Below are 19380 nucleotides of genomic sequence, written 5' to 3'. Positions count from 1 at the left end.
CATCGGAGGCCGATTGGGAAGCGATCCACACGAGGGGAATCTTTGCCTCCGCTCGGGCTTTCACACCCCCTGGCAGCCGATCGGCGGGGAATCGGCAGGTCAGAACGGCGATGCCGGGCGGAAGTGGAAGGGACGGGTCCGCTCCCTGGGATCGGTGTAGGGCGCACCACGGCACTAGGCGATCTCACACCTTTGATGGATCACCGCTGGGCCGAATGATCCATACGCGGTGGATCACTGCTTGGATCACCCATCGAGCGGCCACGCCCTCCGGGGGCGGCGGCACGGGTCGGGGTCGGCCCGGTCCGGGGTGGCCAGGCGCTGTCCGACCGGACCGGCCGGTGCGGTCCGGGTCGGGGACCGGGGGCCCGGGCCGGAACGGAAACCGCCCGCCGGGGAAGGTCCGGCGGGCGGCGGTCGGCGGGCCGGGCGCGTGGGCGCCGGGCGGGCGGGGTCAGGCGAGGGCGACCAGGTCCGCGTAGTCGGCGCCCCACAGGTCCTCGACACCGTCGGGGAGGAGAATGATCCGCTCGGGCTGGAGCGCCTGCACGGCGCCCTCGTCGTGGGTGACGAGGACGACGGCGCCCTTGTAGGTGCGCAGCGCGCCCAGGATCTCCTCACGGCTGGCCGGGTCGAGGTTGTTGGTGGGCTCGTCCAGGAGCAGGACGTTGGCGGAGGACACCACGAGCGTCGCGAGGGCGAGCCGGGTCTTCTCCCCGCCGGAGAGCACACCGGCGGGCTTGTCGACGTCGTCGCCGGAGAACAGGAACGAGCCGAGCGTCTTGCGGACCTGGACCAGGTCCAGGTCGGGAGCCGCCGAGCGCATGTTCTCCAGGACCGTGCGCTCCGGGTCGAGGGTCTCGTGCTCCTGGGCGTAGTAGCCGAGCTTGAGGCCGTGGCCCTCGACGACCTCGCCGGTGTCGGGCTTCTCGACCCCGCCGAGCAGCCGGAGCAGGGTGGTCTTGCCCGCGCCGTTCAGTCCGAGGATGACGACCCGGGAGCCCTTGTCGATGGCCAGGTCGACATCGGTGAAGATCTCCAGCGAGCCGTACGACTTGGAAAGGCCTTCCGCGGTGAGCGGGGTCCGGCCGCAGGGCGCGGGGTCGGGGAAGCGCAGCTTGGCGACCTTGTCGGACTGGCGGACGGCGTCGAGACCGGCCAGCAGCCGGTCGGCGCGACGGGCCATGTTCTGGGCGGCGACCGTCTTGGTGGCCTTGGCGCGCATCTTGTCGGCCTGGGCGTTGAGCGTGGCGGCCTTCTTCTCGGCGTTCTGCCGTTCGCGCTTGCGGCGCTTCTCGTCGGCCTCGCGCTGCTGCTGGTACAGCTTCCAGCCCATGTTGTAGACGTCGATCGCGGACCGGTTGGCGTCCAGGTAGAACACCTTGTTGACGACGGTCTCCACGAGGTCGACGTCGTGGGAGATCACGATGAAGCCGCCGCGGTACGTCTTGAGGTAGTCGCGCAGCCAGACGATCGAGTCGGCGTCGAGGTGGTTGGTGGGCTCGTCCAGGAGCAGGGTGTCCGCGTCCGAGAAGAGGATGCGCGCCAGCTCGATCCGGCGGCGCTGGCCACCGGAGAGCGTATGGAGCGGCTGGCCGAGGACCCGGTCGGGGAGGTTGAGCGCGGCGGCGATGGTGGCGGCCTCGGCCTCGGCGGCGTACCCGCCCTTGGTGAGGAACTCGGTCTCCTGCCGCTCGTACTGCCGCATGGCCTTCTCGCGGGTGGCGCCCTGGCCGACGGCGATGCGCTGCTCGTTCTCGCGCATCTTGCGGATCAGGGTGTCGAGGCCGCGGGCGGACAGCACCCGGTCGCGGGCGAGCATGTCGAGGTCGCCGGTGCGGGGGTCCTGCGGGAGGTAGCCGACCTCGCCCGAACGGGCGACGGTACCCCCGGCGGGCTGGCCTTCCCCGGCGAGAACCTTGGTGAGGGTGGTCTTGCCGGCGCCGTTACGGCCCACCAGGCCGATGCGGTCGCCCTTGGCGATACGGAAGGTCGCGGACTCGATGAGGATGCGGGCACCGGCACGCAGCTCGATACCGGAGGCGGTGATCACGGACGTACTCCTGTGGCGGGTGGACGGCGAGGTGGGCGGCGAGGGCGGGTGACGCCGTCTAATGCACGAGGAGAACAGCCATGGAGCAATTCTAACGGGCGTACGCAAGCGGATTTCCCGATCGGGCCCCGGACGCCTTGGCGGGAAGCCGCAGCGGGGGTCGCGGCAGGGTCTCGGCGGGGGTCGTGCGGAGATCTCGGCGGGGCGCGGGGCGGAGCGGACGGGCGGGACGGCGGCCGTTCAGGAGGTCACTGTCAGTGGCCGGTGTCACACTGAGTGACAGTCCGGTTTCCGCTCGCGGAGGCGCCGGGAGCGGCCCGGTGCCGCACGACCGAGGAGGAGTCCCATGGCAGCGGCGAACGGCACCCCGCCGACCGTCTACCCGTCCCTGCTGTACGCCGACGCGCACGCGGCGATCAAGCAGCTCACGGAGGCGTTCGGCTTCACGGTGGTGAGTGTCCACGAGGGGGCGGACGGCCGGGTCGCGCACGCCGAGCTGGCCCACGGGAACGGCGCGGTGATGCTCGGTTCCAAGGGCCGCGGCGGCCGGTTCGACCAGGCGATGTCCGGCGCGGGCCCGTCGGGGACGTACGTGGTGGTGGACGACATCGACGCCCACCACCGGCGGGCCGTGGAGCAGGGCGCGCAGATCGTGACGCCCCCGGCGGACCAGGACTACGGCTCGCGGGACTACCTGGCCCGGGACACCGAGGGCAATCTGTGGAGCTTCGGTACGTACGCCCCCGCGATCGGGGGGTGATCCGGCGGGTCCGGGGCGGGTCAGCCTCCCCCGGTGTGGACCTGGAAGGCCGCGCGGCGCACGGCCTTGGCGAGCGCGGGATCGGGATGGGCGGCGGCCAGTGCCACGAGGACCTGCACCGTACGCGGATGCCCGACCTTGCGGATGTCGTCCAGCAGCGCCGGGACCGTGGGCTGCCGCGCGGATTCCAGATGGCGGACGAGCAGCTGCGCCTCACCGTGGTCGGCGACGGCCGCCGCGGTGTCGACCCAGAGCCAGGTCTCCTCGTCATGGGTGAGGACGGTGTGGGTGTCCTCGGGGTCGACGCCCTCTATCTCGGCCAGCCACAGCAGGACGTACGGCCTCAGCGAGGGCTCGTCGCGGACCTGGCGGACCTCCGACTCGGCGGGGGCGCCGACGACCCGCAGCGCCTCGAAGGCCAGCCCGCGCAGCAGCGCGTCCTCGCCCCGGGCCGCGCCGACGAGTTCGGTGACCGCGCTGGAGACCGTCCGGGCGGCGAGCCACGCGCGGTACTCGGCGCGGGCGTCACCGGGGCGCAGCCGCGCGCAGCCGCGCAGCATGTCCTCGGCGGACTGCTCGATGTTGCCCCCGGCCTGGCTCTGCGCGGCCACGCAGATCTGCTCCAGCTTGACCCACACCGCCCAGCTGCCGAGCGGGGTGAGGGTGGCCTGGCCGGGGGCGCAGGTGAGCGCGCCGACGGCGGTGAGCGCGCGCAGGGCCCAGTCCAGCAGGGCGGGCAGCGCGGTGGCGGCGGCGCGGGCGTCGGGCGCGGGGGGCTCGGGCCGCGGACCGTAGGGGATCTCGCAGCGCTCGGTGCGCAGTTCGGTGACGCGCTGCTCCAGCAGGTCCAGCAGCTGCGGCACGGGGACGGGTCCGGCGGAGAGCTGGAGGAAGGACAGCACCTGGGGCATCGCCTCCACGGCCTCGGCGACGGCCGCCGGGTCGAGTCCGCCGGGGGCGGGGTGGGCCAGCGACCAGGCGTCGAAGAGGGCGACCCAGCCGCGCAGCACGGCGGCGTCGTCCCGGTCCCAGGCGCGCAGCCGCCAGCCGGGGCGGGCGTAGTCGCCGTGCACCTCGACGAGTCCGGCGAGCCGGGCGGTGTCCCAGTCGGCGCGGATCTGACGCGCGGACAGCCCCAGTTCGGCGGCGGCGCGTTCGGCGGTGGGGTCGGAGAGGTTGCCGCCGCCGTCGGGCGTGGTGGCGAGGGAGTTGTGTGGGGTGCCCGAGGCGGCCGGTGCGGTCGGCGCCGGGGCGCCGCGCAGGCCGGGGGCGGGGTTCCTCCGGGGCCCCGTGAGGTCACCGCCGGGACGCAGTTCGGTGTCGGCCCAGCGGGCGACCCGGACCGCGCCGGCGAGGCCGGCACGGGCCGTGCGGGCCAGTTCGGAGGGCGCGGGTGTGCCTTCCGGGGGCCTGGGTGCGGGGCGGCGGGTGCGTCGCTCACCGACCGCCGGGGTGGCGGCGGCCAGGGGGCGCGGACGGACGAGTCGGAGCCTGGAGTCGCGCGGGATACGGGACGTCACGGGTGCAGTCTTCCGGTTGACGGTCGGAAAACCCAAACGGAATGCCACGCGGGTAGACAGCGAACCCCTGTCCCGTGGTTCGTGCCGTGTTCGAGAGAGGAGAAACGGAAGGCGCGGCCGGAGGTGCCCGCACGGGCCCCGTACGAGGTGCGCGTTACCGCAGGGGGGTATGGGTGGCGGTGGTGCCGCCGGGGCCGCGTGGAGCCACCGGGGCGGGAGGGGGGACGGGGTGCGCGTCAGCCGAAGGGGGTGAGGAAGCGGCGCATGGCCTCTTCGTAGCCCTTCGGGTCGGCGTTCCACATCGCGCCGTGCGGGGCGTCCGGGACGGTGTGCAGGGTGACGAGATCGGGCCGGGTGCGGGCGAAGCGGCGGGACAGCCCCCAGGGGGCGACGGTGTCCCCCGGGCCGTGCACCACCAGCGTGGGGACGCGCAGCTCGCGGATGTCGGCGCGCTCGCGGATCTGGTGCGGGCGCAGTCCGGTGCGGCCCTGGGCCGCGCGGACCGCCAGCGGGAGCAGGGGACCGGGCACATGCCGGGCGGCGGCGAGCGCGCGCACGGTCGCCTCCCAGTCCAGGACCGGGGAGTCGAGGACGATCCCGGCGATACGGTCCCGCAGCGCGGAGTGGGTCGCGGCGCGCAGGGCCATCGTGGCGCCGGTGGACCAGCCGTGCAGGACGACGCGTGCCGCGCCGTAGCGGACGGCGTAGCGGATCGCGGCGTCCAGATCGCGCCACTCCGTCTCCCCGAGGTGGCTGAGCCCGTCCGGGGGACGGGGCGCGCCGAGGTCTCCCCGGTAGGCCAGGGCGAGGACCGGGAAGCGGTGCCGGTGCAGTTGCTCCATGACGACCATCGGGTGCTCGCGGGTGGTGCCCAGACCGTGCACGGCGATGACCCAGGTGTCCCGGGCGCCCGGGACGAACCACGCGGGCAGGGAACCGAGTTCGCCGGGGACGCTGACGTCGGCGTGGTCGAGGCCCAGGGCGGTGCGGGGATTGCCGATGTGCACCTGGGGGGTGAGCCAGACCTTGTCGCCCGGCTCCAGGGTGCCGTGGGTGACCCGTTCCAGGCGGCGGACGACCGTGTCGGCGGTGTGGGGGGCCGAGGTGACCACGGGGCCCACGACGGCGTGGGTGCCGTCGCCCGCGAGGCCGTAGACGCCGGGGCGCAGGGACGCGAGGGCGCGGGTGAGGGTGACGCGGCCCGCCGTGGAGCTCGTCGCGGGGCTCCCTGCGGAGCTCGTCGCGGAGGCCGTCGCCCCGCCCGCCGCGTCGCCCGCCGTGACGGCGTGCAGGGTGAGGCGGGGTTCGGTGGGGAGGGGGCGGCCGGCGGCGGGTCTCAGGGCCGCGCCACTGGCGACGTGGCCCGCGGCCAGGGCTGCCAGGGCGGTGGTGGTTGCGGCGGTGACGGCCGCTGCCGTCGCTTGGGCGGTACGCACTCGTCCAGTGTCTGCGGTGGGGGTTCGGGCGGCCAGTCGACGGGGGGCCGGGCCGGGTGGAGCGGGGCCGGGCCGGGATGGAGCGGAGGCCGGGCCGGGATGGAGCGGGGCCGGGCCGGGATGGAGCGGGGCCGGGCCGGGGTGCAGCGGGGGTGCTCGGGCTTCGCCCTTCGGCGCGGGCCTCGGCAGCGGCCGATCCCGTCGCCGGTACCCGGGCTGCCGGTACCCGGGCTTCACCTCTCCGCACGCCCCCGCTCCCCTGCCCCGTCCGGCACAGGCCCTACGGGCCATGCAGCGGTAGGCCGGATCCCCGTCGGGGCCCGGCCTACCGGGTATGCGGGGGTCCTGCGGCTGGATGGCACCGGTGGGGCCGAGGGTGATCAGGTGACCTTCCTTACATACGGGGGCAAATCGGCTCTAATGTCAGGAGTTCGAGTCATGGGCCGTACAGTCGGAAGAGGTGTCGAGGACAGGCCGTGAGCGGTTCCGATCGACAGGGCGTTCCGGCACCGACGAACACCGCGGCGCGGACAGCGAGGTCCGCGCGGCCTGCCGCCGGGCGTCGCCCGGTGGGTGAACGGTCGGTGAGTACCGGTCGGGCGGGTGGTGGACGGACCCCGAAACCGTGCGTGACCAGGATCTCCTGGGGTCCGCGCCGGGGTCCGGAGGGTGCGTCCCGGGAGTCCCCCGGGAGCCCCGGAGTCCGGGATTCCGCGGCGCCGGTGCGGCACGCTCGCCGGGTTCCGCTATGCGGAATAGCCTTGCTCCAGATTGGGACACCGCGATGCCTGCCTCAGTTCATCTTCCGTTCACTCAGGTTGCCTACGTTCCAACCGCCACTGTCGTCCAACAGAAGCCTGGGTAAATGGAAAACATCACGCTCCTCCTCGGAATCGTGATCGTCACCGCTCTCGTGTTCGATTTCACGAACGGTTTCCACGACACAGCCAACGCGATGGCGACGACCATCTCCACTGGCGCAATGAAGCCCAAGACGGCGGTGGCCATGTCCGCCGTGCTGAACCTTGTCGGTGCCTTCCTGTCGGTCGAGGTCGCCAAGACGATCTCCGGCGGCATGATCAACGAACAGGGCCTCCGCACAGAAGTGATCTTCGCGGCGCTCGTCGGCGCGATCCTCTGGAATCTGCTGACCTGGCTCCTGGGTCTGCCCTCCAGCTCCTCGCACGCGCTCTTCGGTGGCCTCATCGGCGCCGCGGTGATGTCGGCCGGCTGGTCCTCCGTGAACGGCTCCACGGTCGTCACCAAGGTTCTGCTGCCCGCGATCGCCGCCCCGCTGGTGGCCGGTGTGGCCGCGATGATCGCGACCCGCCTGACCTACCGGATCGGCCGCAAGGCCGACGGCAAGGCGGCCTCCAAGGGCTACCGCGCCGGTCAGATCGCCTCGGCCGGTCTCGTCTCGCTGGCGCACGGCACCAACGACGCGCAGAAGACGATGGGCATCATCACCCTGGCGCTGGTCACCAGTGGTGTCCTCGTGCCCGGGTCGAACCCGCCCGCGTGGGTCATCGCCTCGGCCGGTATCGCCATCGCGCTCGGCACCTACCTCGGCGGCTGGCGCATCATCCGCACCATGGGCAAGGGTCTGACCGACCTGGAGCCGCCGCAGGGCTTCGCCGCGCAGACCAGCGCCGCGACGGTCATCCTGGCCTCCTCGCACCTCGGCTTCTCGCTCTCCACCACGCAGTCCTGCTCCGGTGCCGTGATGGGCGCGGGCCTCGGCCGCAAGGGCGGGGTCGTCCGCTGGTCGACCGCGACCCGGATGTTCGTGGCCTGGGGGCTCACCCTCCCGGCCGCCGGTCTGGTCGGCGCGCTCGCCGAGCTGCTCACCAAGCAGGGCACCTGGGGCGTCATCGCCACCGGCACACTGCTGATCGCCGGTTCGGCGGTCATCTGGGTGCTGTCGCGGCGTGACATCGTCGACCACAACAACGTCAACGACGTGGACGGCGAGCCCGCGGGTGTCGTCACCAACGCCATGGCCGCTGTCACCCCTCCCCCGGCGGGGCCGGCCGCCGAGACGGTGACGGTCACGGGTGACCTCACGGCAACCATCCCGGCCGACAACGGTCCCTCGACGGAGTCCGCTCCGCGGACCGCCAAGGTGTAAGGAACCCTCCCATGAAGATCGACTGGGTAGCACTGGGCACGGTGTTCGGAGTGAGCCTCGTGGCCACCGTGGCCCTGGTGGGCCTGTTCACACTCGGTATAGTCGGACTTTCCAAGCGTGACGCGGCCGTCGCCGCCAACGGCGGTGCGAAGAGCGGGGCCGCGGCAGTCGCCGCGACCAGCGCCTACGCCAGCTTCGCGCTGTGTGTGGCCGCGGTCAGCTACGGCATCTATCTGATCGTCATCTGAGCCGAGCCGTCCCACGGCCGGTCCCCGGCCCCCGCGTCGGCTCCGGCCCCCGTCGCCCTGTGCCAACAGGGTCGCGGCATCCGATGAACCACCGGTCCGGCCGGTCACCGCCTCCAGCGCGGTGACCGGCCGGACCGCTGTCGTCACCCCCAAGGTCCCCGTCACCCGGCCGCCCCGCTGTCGTATCGGCCGCCGTCATCCTCCCCTCGTCCCGGCCGGCGTCATCACTCCCGGCACGGCTCCCGCGAGGGCTCCCGCGAGGGCTGTCGTCACCCCCGCCGTCGCCCCCGCCGTCACCGAGTGCGTGTGGGTCTTCACACACTGCGCCGCCGCAGGTCAGCGCGTGGTTGACGGCTGTTCCGGGGGCGTGGTGGACTTCCGGGGCCATTACGGCGGCAGCAGAGGAAGCCGGTGCGAATCCGGCGCGGTCCCGCCACTGTCACCGGGGAGCGCTCCCCCACACCGGATGTCACGGCCCGCAGGGGCTGGAAGGCCGGGGGCGGCGCCGATCCGGAAGCCAGGAGACTCTCGCCGGCGTATCCGTCGACCCAGGGCGCGGACCCTGAGTGAGGACACACAGTCATGCCGGGGCGCCCGTCACCCGGTCCCACGCGCACCGGCGCGGGACCCACGCAGCGTACGAAGGTCCTCAACGGCCCGGCGGACTGAGCCGATGAGTGCCGGACGGATCTTCACGTACGGCGCCACCGCCGGTCTGATCGGCGACCTGCTCCTCGGCGATCCCCGCCGCGGACACCCGGTCGCCGCCTTCGGCCGTGCCGCGGGCGCCGTCGAACACGTGCTGTGGCGTGACCACCGCGGCTGGGGCGCGCTCCACACCGCGGTGTGCGCCGGGGGCGCGGCGGGTGCCGCCGCCCTCGCCACCCGAGCGGTGCGGGGCTCCCGTACCGCTTCCGTCGTACTGACCGCCGCCGCCACCTGGGCCGTGGTCGGCGGGACCAGCCTCGGGCGGGAGGCGCGGACCGTCGCCGCCGCCCTCGACGCGGGCGATCTGACCGCGGCCCGCGCGCGGCTGCCGCATCTGTGCGGGCGCGACCCGCAGGCCCTGGACGCCGACGGCATCGCCCGCGCGGTGGTCGAGTCGGTCGCCGAGAACACCTCCGACGCCGTAGTCGGCGCCCTGGTGTGGGGTGCCGTGGCCGGGGTCCCCGGGCTCGTCGGGTTCCGGGCCGTGAACACGCTGGACGCGATGGTCGGCCACAAGTCGCCCCGGCACCGCCGCTTCGGCTGGGCCTCGGCACGGCTCGACGATGTCGTCGGCTGGCCCGGCGCCCGGCTCACCGGCGCCCTCGCCGTACTGGCGGGCGGATCGCCCAAGGGCGCCGCCCGCGCGTGGCGGGCCGACGCGGGACGCCATCCCAGCCCCAACGCGGGCGTCGCGGAAGCCGCGTTCGCCGGGGCCCTCGGCGTCCGGCTGGGCGGCACCCTCTCCTACGGCGGCCGGGTCGAGCACCGGCCCGAGCTGAACGGCGGCGGCCGGGCCGTCACCGTGGCGGACATCGACCGCGCGGTCCGGCTGTCCCGGCGGGTGGCCTGGCTCACCCTCGGGGTCTGCGCGGCCGGACGGCTCGCGCTCGGGGCGCGGACCACGACAAGGACGGGGGGCCGCTGATGGGCGGCGGACTGCTGGTCGCGGGGACGACGTCCGACGCGGGCAAGAGTGTGGTGACCGCCGGGATCTGCCGGTGGCTGGTGCGTCAGGGGGTGAAGGTCGCGCCGTTCAAGGGGCAGAACATGTCCCTCAACTCCTTCGTCACCCGGGACGGCGCCGAGATCGGGCGCGCCCAGGCCATGCAGGCGCAGGCCGCGCGGGTGGAGCCCAGCGCGCTGATGAACCCGGTGCTGCTGAAGCCCGGCGGGGACCGCACCAGTCAGGTCGTGCTGATGGGGCGGCCGGTCGGTGAGATGAGCGCGCACGGGTTCTTCGGCCCGGCGGGCGGTCCGGCGGCGGGGCAGCCGGTGCCCGGTGGCCGGGAGGCGCTGCTGGGGACCGTCGTGGAGTGCCTGGAGGAGCTGCGGGCCACCCACGACGCCGTGATCTGCGAGGGGGCGGGCAGCCCCGCCGAGATCAATCTGCGGCGCACGGACATCGTGAACATGGGCGTCGCGCGGGCCGCCGGACTGCCCGTCGTCGTGGTCGGGGACATCGACCGGGGCGGGGTGTTCGCGTCGTTCTTCGGGACGACGGCGCTGCTCGCGCCCGAGGACCAGGCCCTGGTCGCGGGCTATCTGGTGAACAAGTTCCGCGGCGACGTCTCGCTGCTGGAACCCGGCCTGGACATGCTGCGCGGTCTCACCGGCCGCCCCACGTACGGGGTGCTGCCGTTCCAGCACGGGCTCGGTATCGACGAGGAGGACGGGCTGCGGGTCTCGCTGCGCGGCACGGTCCGGGAGTCGTCGGTGGCGCCGCCGGCCGGGGCGGAGGTGCTGCGGATCGCGGTGTGCGCGGTCCCGCTGATGTCGAACTTCACCGATGTCGACGCGCTCGCCGCCGAACCCGGTGTCGTGGTCCGCTTCGTCGACCGGCCCGAGGAGACCGCCGACGCCGACCTCGTGGTCGTCCCCGGCACCCGGGGCACGGTCGGGGCGCTGCGCTGGCTCCAGGAGCGCGGGCTCGCGCGGGTCCTGCGCGAACGGGCCGTCGAGGGGCGTCCCGTGCTGGGGATCTGCGGCGGGTTCCAGCTGCTCGGCGCGCACATCGAGGACGAGGTCGAGTCCCGCGCGGGCGCCGTCGACGCGCTCGGGCTGCTGCCCGTACGGGTCCGCTTCGCCCGGGAGAAGACGCTCGGGCGGCCCTCGGGCACGGCTCTCGGTGAACGGGTCGAGGGGTACGAGATCCATCACGGGGTGGCCGAGGTGCTGGGCGGGGAACCGTTCCTGGACGGATGCCGTTCGGGCGCGGTGTGGGGGACGCACTGGCACGGCTCCCTGGAGTCGGACGGGTTCCGCCGGGCGTTCCTGCGGGAGGTCGCCGCGCTGACCGGGCGGCGTTTCGTGGCGGCGCCGGACACCTCGTTCGCCGCGCTCCGTGAGGAGCAGCTGGACCGGCTGGGCGATCTGATCGAGCGGCACGCCGACACGGACGCGCTGTGGCGCCTGATCGAGTCGGGCCCCGCGCCGGATCTCCCCTTCGTCCCGCCCGGCGCCCCATGACGCACCCCGGCCCCGGCGGACGGGGCACGGAAGCCCGCGCCGGGCGACGACGACCGGCCGGCGCGGGAACCGGCCGAGACAGGCACCCGCACAGCAACGACAGGGAGGGCCACGGGTGAACACCCCGTATCCATTCACGGCGATCGTCGGCCAGGACGACCTGCGACTCGCGCTACTGCTCAACGCCGTGTCCCCCGCGGTGGGCGGTGTCCTGGTGCGGGGGGAGAAGGGCACGGCCAAGAGCACCGCGGTCCGGGCCCTCGCGACCCTGCTGCCGGAGGTCGCGGTGGTCACCGGCTGCCGTTTCTCCTGCGCTCCGGCCGCACCGGACCCGGCCTGCCCGGACGGGCCCCATGAACCGGGCACCGGCCTGACCCGGCCCGCCCGCATGGTGGAGCTCCCGGTGGGCGCCTCCGAGGACCGTCTGGTCGGCGCGCTCGACATCGAACGCGCCCTCGCGGACGGGGTGAAGGCGTTCGAGCCGGGCCTGCTGGCCGACGCCCACCGGGGCATCCTCTACGTGGACGAGGTGAACCTCCTCCACGACCATCTGGTGGATCTGCTGCTGGACGCCGCGGCGATGGGCGCCTCGTACGTCGAGCGGGAGGGGGTGTCCGTACGGCACGCGGCCCGGTTCCTGCTGGTCGGCACGATGAACCCGGAGGAGGGCGAGCTGCGGCCCCAGTTGCTGGACCGCTTCGGGCTGACCGTCGAGGTGGCGGCGTCCCGGGAGCCCGCCCAGCGGGTCGAGGTGGTCCGGCGGCGGCTCGCGTACGACGACGACCCCGCCGCGTTCACCGTCCGCTGGACGGACGACGAGACCGCGCTGCGGGCCCGGGTCGTGGCGGCCCGCGCCCTGCTGCCCCGGGTACGGCTCGGCGACGGCGCGCTGCTGCGGATCGCGGCGGCCTGCGCGGCGTTCGAGGTGGACGGGATGCGCGCGGACATCGTGATGGCCAGGACGGCGACCGCGCTCGCGGCGTGGGCGGGCCGGACGGCCGTCCGCACGGAGGACGTCCGGCAGGCGGCCCTGCTGGCACTCCCCCACCGCAGGCGCCGCAACCCGTTCGACGCGCCGGGACTGGACGAGGACAAGCTCGACGAGGTGCTGGACCGGTTCGGTCCCGACGAGGACGAGGACGACGTCCCGGACGAGAACCAGGGCCAGGAGCAGGAACAAGGCCGGGGCGAGGGGCAGGACGACGACGATCCGGAGCCCGAGCCGGACGGTCCCGACGGCGGCCCCGACGACCCGGACGGACCGGGCGGCCCCGGGAACGGCGACGGCCCCGACGGCCCCCCGCCGCCACGCCAGGCCCCGGACAGCGCGCCGGATGCCACCGGTGACGGCGACCCCGTGGACGGTCCGGCGCCCGCCGAGGGGGACGGCGCGGCCCAGCCCGTGGCCGCCGCCCCGCAGCAGGCCGCCGTGGCCGCGTCGGAGCCGTTCAGGGCCCGGACGCTGACCGTGCCGGGGCTGGGCGAGGGCGCGGCCGGACGCCGCTCCCGGGCGCGCACCGAGCACGGCCGCACCACCGGCTCGCACCGGCCCCGGGGCACCCTGACGAAGCTGCATCTGTCGGCGACCGTCCGGGCCGCCGCCCCGCACCAGCGGGCACGCGGCCGCTCGGGCCCGGGGCTGGTGGTGCGCCGCGACGATCTGCGGCAGGCCAGCCGGGAGGGCCGCGAGGGCAATCTGGTGCTGTTCGCGGTGGACGCGTCGGGCTCGATGGCCGCGCGACGGCGGATGAGCGCCGTCAAGGGCGCGGTGCTGTCGCTGCTGCTGGACGCCTATCAGCGGCGGGACAAGGTCGGGCTGGTGACGTTCCGGGGCGCGGACGCCGAGGTGGCGCTGCCGCCGACGTCGTCGGTCGACACGGCGGCGAACCGGCTGGAGTCGCTGGCCACCGGCGGGCGGACCCCGCTGGCGGCCGGACTGCTGCGGGCCCGTGAGGTGCTGCGGGTGGAGCGGCTGCGGGACCCCGCGCGCCGGGCGCTGCTCGTGGTGGTGACGGACGGCCGCGCCACCGGCGGGGTCGAGCCGGTCCGCCGGGCGTCCCGCGCGGCGGGCCTGCTGGCGGCCGACGGGATCGCGTCGGTGGTCGTGGACTGCGAGTCGGGCCCGGTGCGGCTGGGGCTCGCGGGACGGCTCGCCGTGGACCTCGGCGGGACCCCGGTGACGCTGGAGGAGCTGCGGGCCGATGTGCTCGCGGGACTGGTCAGGGATGTACGGGGCGCCGGAGCGGGCGCCCGGGGAAGGGTCGCGTAATGCCACAGGGACAGCCGTCCGTCGTCCCGGACGACGGACTCACCACCCGTCAGCGCCGCAACCGGCCGCTGGTGATGGTGCACACGGGCATCGGCAAGGGCAAGTCGACGGCGGCGTTCGGGCTGGCGCTGCGCGCCTGGAACCAGGGCTGGCCGATCGGGGTGTTCCAGTTCGTCAAGTCGGCGAAGTGGAAGGTCGGCGAGGAGAACGCGCTGCGGGTGCTGGGCGCGAGCGGCGAGGGCGGCACGGTCGACTGGCACAAGATGGGCGAGGGCTGGTCCTGGATCCAGCGCGCGCCCGTCGAGGCCGCGGACGGCGCCGACTCCAACCTGGTCAACGCGGCGAAGGCCCGGGAGGGCTGGGAGCAGATCAAGCGGGACCTGGCGGCGCAGACGTACCGGCTGTACGTGCTGGACGAGTTCGCGTACCCGCTGCACTGGGGCTGGATCGATGTGGCCGAGGTGGTGTCGGTGCTGCGGGAGCGGCCCGGGAACCAGCATGTGGTGATCACCGGCCGCAACGCCCCCGCCGAGCTGGTGGAGTTCGCGGACCTGGTCACCGACATGTCGAAGGTGAAGCACCCCATGGACGCGGGCCAGAAGGGCCAGCGGGGCATCGAGTGGTGACGGCGTGCTGATCGACATACCGAGACTGGTCGTCGCCGCGCCCGCGTCGGGCACCGGCAAGACCACGGTGACCACCGGGCTGATGGCGGCGTTCGCGCAGCGCGGGCTGCGGGTGTCCCCGCACAAGGTGGGCCCCGACTACATCGACCCGGGCTACCACGCGCTGGCCACCGGCCGTCCCGGCCGCAACCTCGACGCGTACATGTGCGGCCCCGAGCTGGTCGGGCCGCTGTTCGCGCATGGGGCGCGGGGCTGTGAACTGGCCGTCGTCGAAGGGGTGATGGGCCTCTACGACGGCGCCTCCGGGCAGGGCGAGCTGGCGTCGACCGCGCAGGTCGCGAAGCTGCTGCGGGCCCCCGTGGTACTGGTCGTGGACGCGTCGTCGCAGTCGCGGTCGGTGGCCGCGCTGGTGCACGGCTTCGCGTCGTTCGACCCCCAGGTGCGGATCGGCGGGGTGATCCTCAACAAGGTGGGCTCCGACCGGCACGAGGCGTTGTTGCGGGACGCGCTGGAGGAGGCGGGGATGCCGGTCCTCGGCGCGCTGCGGCGCGCCGAGGGGGTCGCCACGCCGTCCCGGCACCTGGGTCTGGTCCCGGTCGCGGAACGGCACGGGGACGCGGCGGACGCCGTCGCGGGGATGGCCGCGGCGGTCCGGCGGGGCTGTGATCTGGACGCGTTGCTGGCGCTGGCGAGGACGGCGGGGCCGCTGCACGAGGAGCCCTGGGATCCGGCGGAGGCGCTGGCGTCGGCCGCGGGGGCGACTTCGGTCGCGGGGGCGTCGGTCCCTGGGGCGCCTTCGGTCGCTGGGTCGTCGGTCGCTGGGTCGCCTTCGGTCCCTGGGTCGTCCGTCCTTGGGTCGACTTCGGTCCGGGCGGTGGGTGCGGGGCGTCGGCCGGTGATCGCTGTCGCGGGTGGGCCGGCGTTCTCGTTCCTGTACGCGGAGCACCCCGAGCTGCTGACCGCCGCGGGGGCGGAGGTCGTCGTCCTCGACCCGCTGCGGGACGAGCGGCTGCCCGAGGGCACGGCGGGACTGGTGATCGGCGGCGGGTTCCCCGAGGTGTACGTGGGTGAGCTGGCCGCGAACGAGTCGCTGCGGGCGGCCGTCGCCGGGCTCGCGGCGTCGGGCGCGCCCGTCGCGGCGGAGTGCGCGGGACTGCTGTACCTGGCGCGGTCGCTGGACGGGCGGCCGATGTGCGGGGTGGTGCCCGGGGACGCCCGGATGTCGGGACGGCTCACGCTGGGGTACCGGGACGCGGTGGCCGTGTCGGACAGTCCGCTGGCGGTGACCGGGACCCGGATGCGGGGCCATGAGTTCCACCGGACGGTGCTGGAGCCCGGTGCCGGGTCGTCCCCCGCGTGGGGGTTCCGGGGGGCGGAGCGCCGGGTGGAGGGGTTCGTGCGGGGCGGTGTGCACGCGAGTTATCTGCATACGCATTGGGCTGGGGCCGCGGGGGTCGCGGAGCGGTTCGTCGTTGCGGTGGCCGCGGTGGCCGCGGGGGCGGCGGGGGCGGCGGGGCGTGGGGGCGGGTGACCTTTCCGGTCGGGTGCGGGGGTGCGGGGGGCCGCGGCTCTGGGGTACGCCCGGGCTCGCGTTCGACGTTGCTGTGGCGTGGTCCGGGGTGCGCAGTTCCCCGCGCCCCTGAAGTACGCCCGGGTTCGCGTCTGACGTTGCTGTGCCGTACTTCGGGGTGCGCGGTTCCTCGCGCCCCTGGGGTACGCCCGGGCTCGCGTTCGACGTTGCTGTGGCGTGGTCCGGGGTGCGCAGTTCCCCGCGCCCCTGAAGTACGCCCGGGTTCGCGTCTGACGTTGCTGTGCCGTACTTCGGGGTGCGCGGTTCCTCGCGCCCCTGAGGTACGCCCGGGCTCGCGTTCGGCGTTGCTGTGGCGTGGTCCGGGGTGCGCGGTTCCCCGCGCCCCTGAGGTACGCCCGGGCTCGCGTTCGGCGTTGCTGTGGCGTGGTCCGGGGTGCGCGGTTCCCCGCGCCCCTCAGGTACGCCCGGGCTCGCGTTCGGCGTTGCTGCGCCGTCGTCCGGGGTGCGCAGTTCCCCGCGCCCCTGAAGTACGCCCGGGCTCGCGTTCGACGTTGCTGCGCCGTCGTCCGGGGTGCGCAGTTCCCCGCGCCCCTGAAGTACGCCCGGGCTCGCGTTCGACGTTGCTGCGCCGTCGTCCGGGGTGCGCAGTTCCCCGCGCCCCTCAGGTACGCCCGGGCTCGCGTTCGACGTTGCTGCGCCGTCGTCCGGGGTGCGCAGTTCCCCGCGCCCCTGAAGTACGCCCGGGCTCGCGTTCGACGTTGCTGCGCCGTCGTCCGGGGTGCGCAGTTCCCCGCGCCCCTCAGGTACGCCCGGGCTCGCGTTCGACGTTGCTGCGCCGTCGTCCGGGGTGCGCAGTTCCCCGCGCCCCTGAAGTACGCCCGGGTGGGCGTTTGACGTTGCTGTGGCGTGGTCCGGGGTGCGCGGTTCCTCGCGCCCCTCAGGTACGCCCGGGCTCGCGTCTGACGTTGCTGTGGCGTGGTCCGGGGTGCGCAGTTCCCCGCGCCCCTGAAGTACGCCCGGGCTCGCGTTCGACGTTGCTGCGCCGGGGTCCGGGGTGCGCAGTTCCCCGCGCCCCTCAGGTACGCCCGGGCTCGCGTTCGACGTTGCTGCGCCGTCGTCCGGGGTGCGCAGTTCCTCGCGCCCCTGAGGTACGCCCGGGCTCGCGTTGGGCGTTGCTGTGCCGGGGTTGGGGGGTGGGTGGGTCAGTGGACCGCTGTGCCGATGACCAGCCACATCAGGGCCGCCCCGGCCACCGTGCACAGCAGTGTCGAGCGCGCGGGGTGGCGGTGGCTGGCCTCCGGGAGGATCTCGGCCGCCGCGATGTACAGCAGGACGCCGCCGAAGAAGCCGAGGTAGCAGGCGAGGACGTCCTCCGGGATCGTCACCAGCAGGGTCGACGCGGCCCCGGCGACGGGCGCGAGCGCGTCCGCGAACAGCATCGCGAGCGCCTTGCGCCGGTCGTTGCCGTACGCGCTGGTGACCGTGTACGTGTTGAAGCCGTCCGCGAAGTCATGGGCGATCACCGCGATCGCGACAGCCGTACCCATCGCGGCGTCGACCTGGAACGACGCGCCGATGGCGACCCCGTCGGCGAAGCTGTGCCCCACCATCGCGGCACCGGCGCCGAGTCCGGCCTGCGGGACATGGCCGGGCTCGTGCGCGCCGTGCTCCGACTGGCGGAGCGCGAGAAGCCGTTCGACGACATGGGCGACGAGGAAACCGCCGACGAACAGCAGCAGCGCGACCGGCACCCCGTGCAGCCGCTGACCGGCGCCCTCCATCGCCTCGGGCAGCAGGTCGAAGCCGACAACGCCGAGCATCAGACCGCCCGCGAAGCCGAGCACGAGATGCCGACGGTCGACGACCCGCAGCGCGGCCCAGCCGCCGACCAGCGTCATCACGAACGAACCCAGCGCCACCAGCACGGCCATGGTCCCTTGCTAGCCGATCGGCCGCCCGTGCGCACGTACAAGATCCACTGATCACCCGACCGATACCTGTTCGCCCCGTACCCGGGTGCTCCCCCGCCGCCGAGAGGAACCGTCCATGACGTCTTCAGTGCCCGCGCCGTCGCCGTCCCCCGGCCCGGTGGTGGCCGGGGTCGGGGCCTCGCGCGGGGTGTCCGAGGACGAGGTGCTGGAGCTGGTCCACGCGGTGCTGCGGGAGGCCGGGGCCGACGGCTCCGCGCTGTCCGCGCTCGCGACGGTGGCGGCGAAGGCCGGCGAGCCCGGGGTGGTCGGCGCCGCCGCGCGGCTCGGGGTCCCGCTGCTGACGTACCCGGCCGACCGGCTGGCCGGTGTCCCGGTCCCGGAGCCGTCGGACCGGACACGCGCGGCGGTGGGCACGCCGTCCGTGGCAGAGGCCGCGGCGCTGATCGGGGGCGGGCGGCTGCTGGTCCCCAAACGCCGCTCGGCCGGGCGGGACGGGGGCCCCTCCCGGGCGACCTGCGCGCTGGCCCTCGGGGCGGGACTCCCGCAGGCGGCGGGGCTGTCCGCCGAGGCGCCCGAGTACGACCTGCGGCACCACGGGGACGCCGAGGTGCGCGACGACGGCCGGGAACTGACGGATCTCGCGGTGAACGTCCGGGAGCGGACGCCGCCGGACTGGCTGCGCGAGCGGATCGCCGCGTCGCTGACGGGACTGGCCGCCTACCCCGACGGCCGGGCGGCCCGGGCGGCGGTGGCCGCGCGGCACGCCGTGACGGCGGAGGAGGTGCTGCTGACCGCCGGGGCGGCCGAGGCGTTCGTCCTGATCGCGCGGGCGCTGTCACCGGAGCGGGCGGTCGTGGTGCATCCGCAGTTCACCGAGCCGGAGGCGGCCCTGCGGGACGCGGGGCACCGGGTGGAACGGGTGCTGCTGCGCCCGGAGGACGGGTTCCGGCTGACGGCGGGGGCGGTGCCCGACGACGCGGATCTCGTCGTCATCGGCAATCCGACGAACCCCACGTCCGTGCTGCACCCGGCCGCGGTCGTGGCGGGGCTGGCCCGGCCCGGCCGGACGCTGGTGGTGGACGAGGCGTTCATGGACGCGGTGCCCGGCGAACGGGAATCGCTCGCCGGGCACCGCGTACCGGGGCTGATCGTGCTGCGGAGCCTGACGAAGACCTGGGGGCTCGCCGGGCTGCGGGTCGGCTATGTGGTCGCCGACCCCGGGACGGTACGGCTGCTGGAACGGGCCCAGCCGTTGTGGCCCGTGTCCTCGCCCGGGCTGGTCGCGATGGAGGCCTGTGTGTCGCCGGAGGCGGTGGCGGAGGCCGGACGGGTCGCGGTGCGGGTCGGCGAGGACCGGGAGCGGTTGCTCTCGGGCCTCGCCGGGTTCGGCGCGGCGGTGACGGTGGCCGGGGTGCCCGAAGGGCCGTTCGTGCTGGTCCGGGTCCCCGATGGGATCGGGGTCCGGGAGCGGTTGCGAGGGCTCGGGTTCGCCGTGCGGCGGGGGGACACGTTTCCCGGGCTGGGGGCCGGGTGGCTTCGGGTCGCGGTGCGGGACGCGGGGACCGTGGGACGGTTCCTGGAGGCGCTGGGCTCGGCGTTGCCGTCGCCGTCGCCTGCGCCTATGCCCATGTCCTCGACCTCGACCTCGACCTCGCCGCTGGATGCTGCCCCCTTGCGGTAGTCCCTCGGGTGTGGGCCGCTCTC

General features: G+C 74.6%; 13 protein-coding genes and 1 riboswitch. Of the genes, 9 read left to right on the top strand and 4 right to left on the bottom strand.

Annotation, left to right across the window (positions count from 1 at the left end; genetic code table 11):
* Window positions 1-454: 454 nt before the first annotated feature.
* Window positions 455-2053, bottom strand: coding sequence for an ABC-F family ATP-binding cassette domain-containing protein (locus OG711_RS30300; protein WP_073790672.1), 1599 nt, complete (start codon window positions 2051-2053; stop codon window positions 455-457).
* Window positions 2054-2399: 346 nt separating this feature from the next.
* Here OG711_RS30300 and OG711_RS30295 point away from each other — a divergent pair, with 346 nt between their 5' ends.
* The gene (locus tag OG711_RS30295; protein ID WP_329561682.1) at window positions 2400-2813 is read left to right on the top strand and encodes a VOC family protein; all 414 of its coding nucleotides are present in this window, start codon (window positions 2400-2402) and stop codon (window positions 2811-2813) included.
* 20 nt (window positions 2814-2833) lie between these two features.
* Here the strand turns inward: OG711_RS30295 and OG711_RS30290 are convergent, their stop codons facing one another.
* Both OG711_RS30290 and OG711_RS30285 read right to left on the bottom strand, forming a co-directional pair.
* The gene (locus tag OG711_RS30290) at window positions 2834-4333 is read right to left on the bottom strand and encodes a hypothetical protein (RefSeq protein ID WP_329561680.1); all 1500 of its coding nucleotides are present in this window, start codon (window positions 4331-4333) and stop codon (window positions 2834-2836) included.
* Window positions 4334-4569: 236 nt separating this feature from the next.
* Entirely contained in the window at window positions 4570-5769 is a 1200-nt protein-coding gene (locus OG711_RS30285) for an alpha/beta hydrolase (RefSeq protein ID WP_329561678.1), read from the bottom strand.
* Window positions 5770-6634: 865 nt separating this feature from the next.
* On the opposite strand from OG711_RS30285, the gene OG711_RS30280 reads away from it, so the two are divergent.
* The 7 genes from OG711_RS30280 to OG711_RS30250 all read left to right on the top strand — a co-directional run bounded on the left by OG711_RS30280 (window position 6635) and on the right by OG711_RS30250 (window position 15745).
* On the top strand, window positions 6635-7897 hold the full coding sequence (locus tag OG711_RS30280; RefSeq protein ID WP_073790680.1) for an inorganic phosphate transporter: 1263 nt from the start codon (window positions 6635-6637) through the stop codon (window positions 7895-7897).
* 11 nt (window positions 7898-7908) lie between these two features.
* On the top strand, window positions 7909-8145 hold the full coding sequence (locus tag OG711_RS30275) for a hypothetical protein (RefSeq protein WP_073790683.1): 237 nt from the start codon (window positions 7909-7911) through the stop codon (window positions 8143-8145).
* A 402-nt stretch (window positions 8146-8547) separates the two neighbouring features.
* A riboswitch (cobalamin riboswitch) is annotated at window positions 8548-8672 on the top strand.
* Between the two features lie 146 nt (window positions 8673-8818).
* Window positions 8819-9778 carry a cobalamin biosynthesis protein gene (locus OG711_RS30270; RefSeq protein ID WP_073790686.1) on the top strand — a complete coding sequence of 320 codons (960 nt, stop codon included), beginning with the start codon at window positions 8819-8821 and terminating at the stop codon, window positions 9776-9778.
* Window positions 9778-11319 (top strand): cobyric acid synthase, encoded by a 1542-nt coding sequence (locus tag OG711_RS30265; RefSeq protein WP_329561675.1) that lies wholly within the window; start codon window positions 9778-9780, stop codon window positions 11317-11319. The genes OG711_RS30270 and OG711_RS30265 overlap by 1 nt, the downstream gene beginning before the upstream one ends.
* Before the next feature lie 115 nt (window positions 11320-11434).
* Window positions 11435-13588 (top strand): putative cobaltochelatase, encoded by a 2154-nt coding sequence (locus OG711_RS30260; protein ID WP_329561673.1) that lies wholly within the window; start codon window positions 11435-11437, stop codon window positions 13586-13588.
* Window positions 13588-14214, top strand: a complete 627-nt coding sequence (gene cobO / locus OG711_RS30255) for a cob(I)yrinic acid a,c-diamide adenosyltransferase (RefSeq protein ID WP_073790690.1) — start codon at window positions 13588-13590, stop codon at window positions 14212-14214. Before OG711_RS30260 ends, cobO begins: the two co-directional genes overlap by 1 nt.
* A 7-nt stretch (window positions 14215-14221) precedes the next feature.
* A complete protein-coding gene (locus OG711_RS30250; protein WP_329564149.1) occupies window positions 14222-15745 on the top strand; it encodes a cobyrinate a,c-diamide synthase in 1524 nt (507 codons plus the stop codon).
* Window positions 15746-16947: 1202 nt separating this feature from the next.
* Here the strand turns inward: OG711_RS30250 and OG711_RS30245 are convergent.
* Complete coding sequence (locus OG711_RS30245; RefSeq protein ID WP_073790693.1) at window positions 16948-17676, bottom strand: ZIP family metal transporter; 729 nt, start codon at window positions 17674-17676, stop codon at window positions 16948-16950.
* A gap of 115 nt (window positions 17677-17791) precedes the next feature.
* On the opposite strand from OG711_RS30245, the gene cobC reads away from it, so the two are divergent.
* A complete protein-coding gene (gene cobC, locus OG711_RS30240) occupies window positions 17792-19357 on the top strand; it encodes an Rv2231c family pyridoxal phosphate-dependent protein CobC (RefSeq protein ID WP_329561670.1) in 1566 nt (521 codons plus the stop codon).
* The last annotated feature ends 23 nt before the right edge of the window (window positions 19358-19380 follow it).

It is taken from the genome of Streptomyces uncialis (assembly GCF_036250755.1).
Classification (GTDB): domain Bacteria; phylum Actinomycetota; class Actinomycetes; order Streptomycetales; family Streptomycetaceae; genus Streptomyces; species Streptomyces uncialis.
The sequence above is the reverse complement of the archived record's forward strand: the minus strand, read 5'-3'. Positions and strand labels throughout refer to the sequence as shown.

What these genes read in the sequence shown, in the direction of transcription:
- OG711_RS30295 (WP_329561682.1), top strand. Translation starts at nt 2,400, where the DNA reads ATGGCAGCGGCGAACGGCACCCCGCCGACCGTCTACCCGTCCCTGCTG.
- OG711_RS30280 (WP_073790680.1), top strand. Translation starts at nt 6,635, where the DNA reads ATGGAAAACATCACGCTCCTCCTCGGAATCGTGATCGTCACCGCTCTC.
- OG711_RS30275 (WP_073790683.1), top strand. Translation starts at nt 7,909, where the DNA reads ATGAAGATCGACTGGGTAGCACTGGGCACGGTGTTCGGAGTGAGCCTC.
- OG711_RS30270 (WP_073790686.1), top strand. Translation starts at nt 8,819, where the DNA reads ATGAGTGCCGGACGGATCTTCACGTACGGCGCCACCGCCGGTCTGATC.
- OG711_RS30265 (WP_329561675.1), top strand. Translation starts at nt 9,778, where the DNA reads ATGGGCGGCGGACTGCTGGTCGCGGGGACGACGTCCGACGCGGGCAAG.
- cobO (WP_073790690.1), top strand. Translation starts at nt 13,588, where the DNA reads ATGCCACAGGGACAGCCGTCCGTCGTCCCGGACGACGGACTCACCACC.
- OG711_RS30245 (WP_073790693.1), bottom strand. Translation starts at nt 17,676, where the DNA reads ATGGCCGTGCTGGTGGCGCTGGGTTCGTTCGTGATGACGCTGGTCGGC.
- cobC (WP_329561670.1), top strand. Translation starts at nt 17,792, where the DNA reads ATGACGTCTTCAGTGCCCGCGCCGTCGCCGTCCCCCGGCCCGGTGGTG.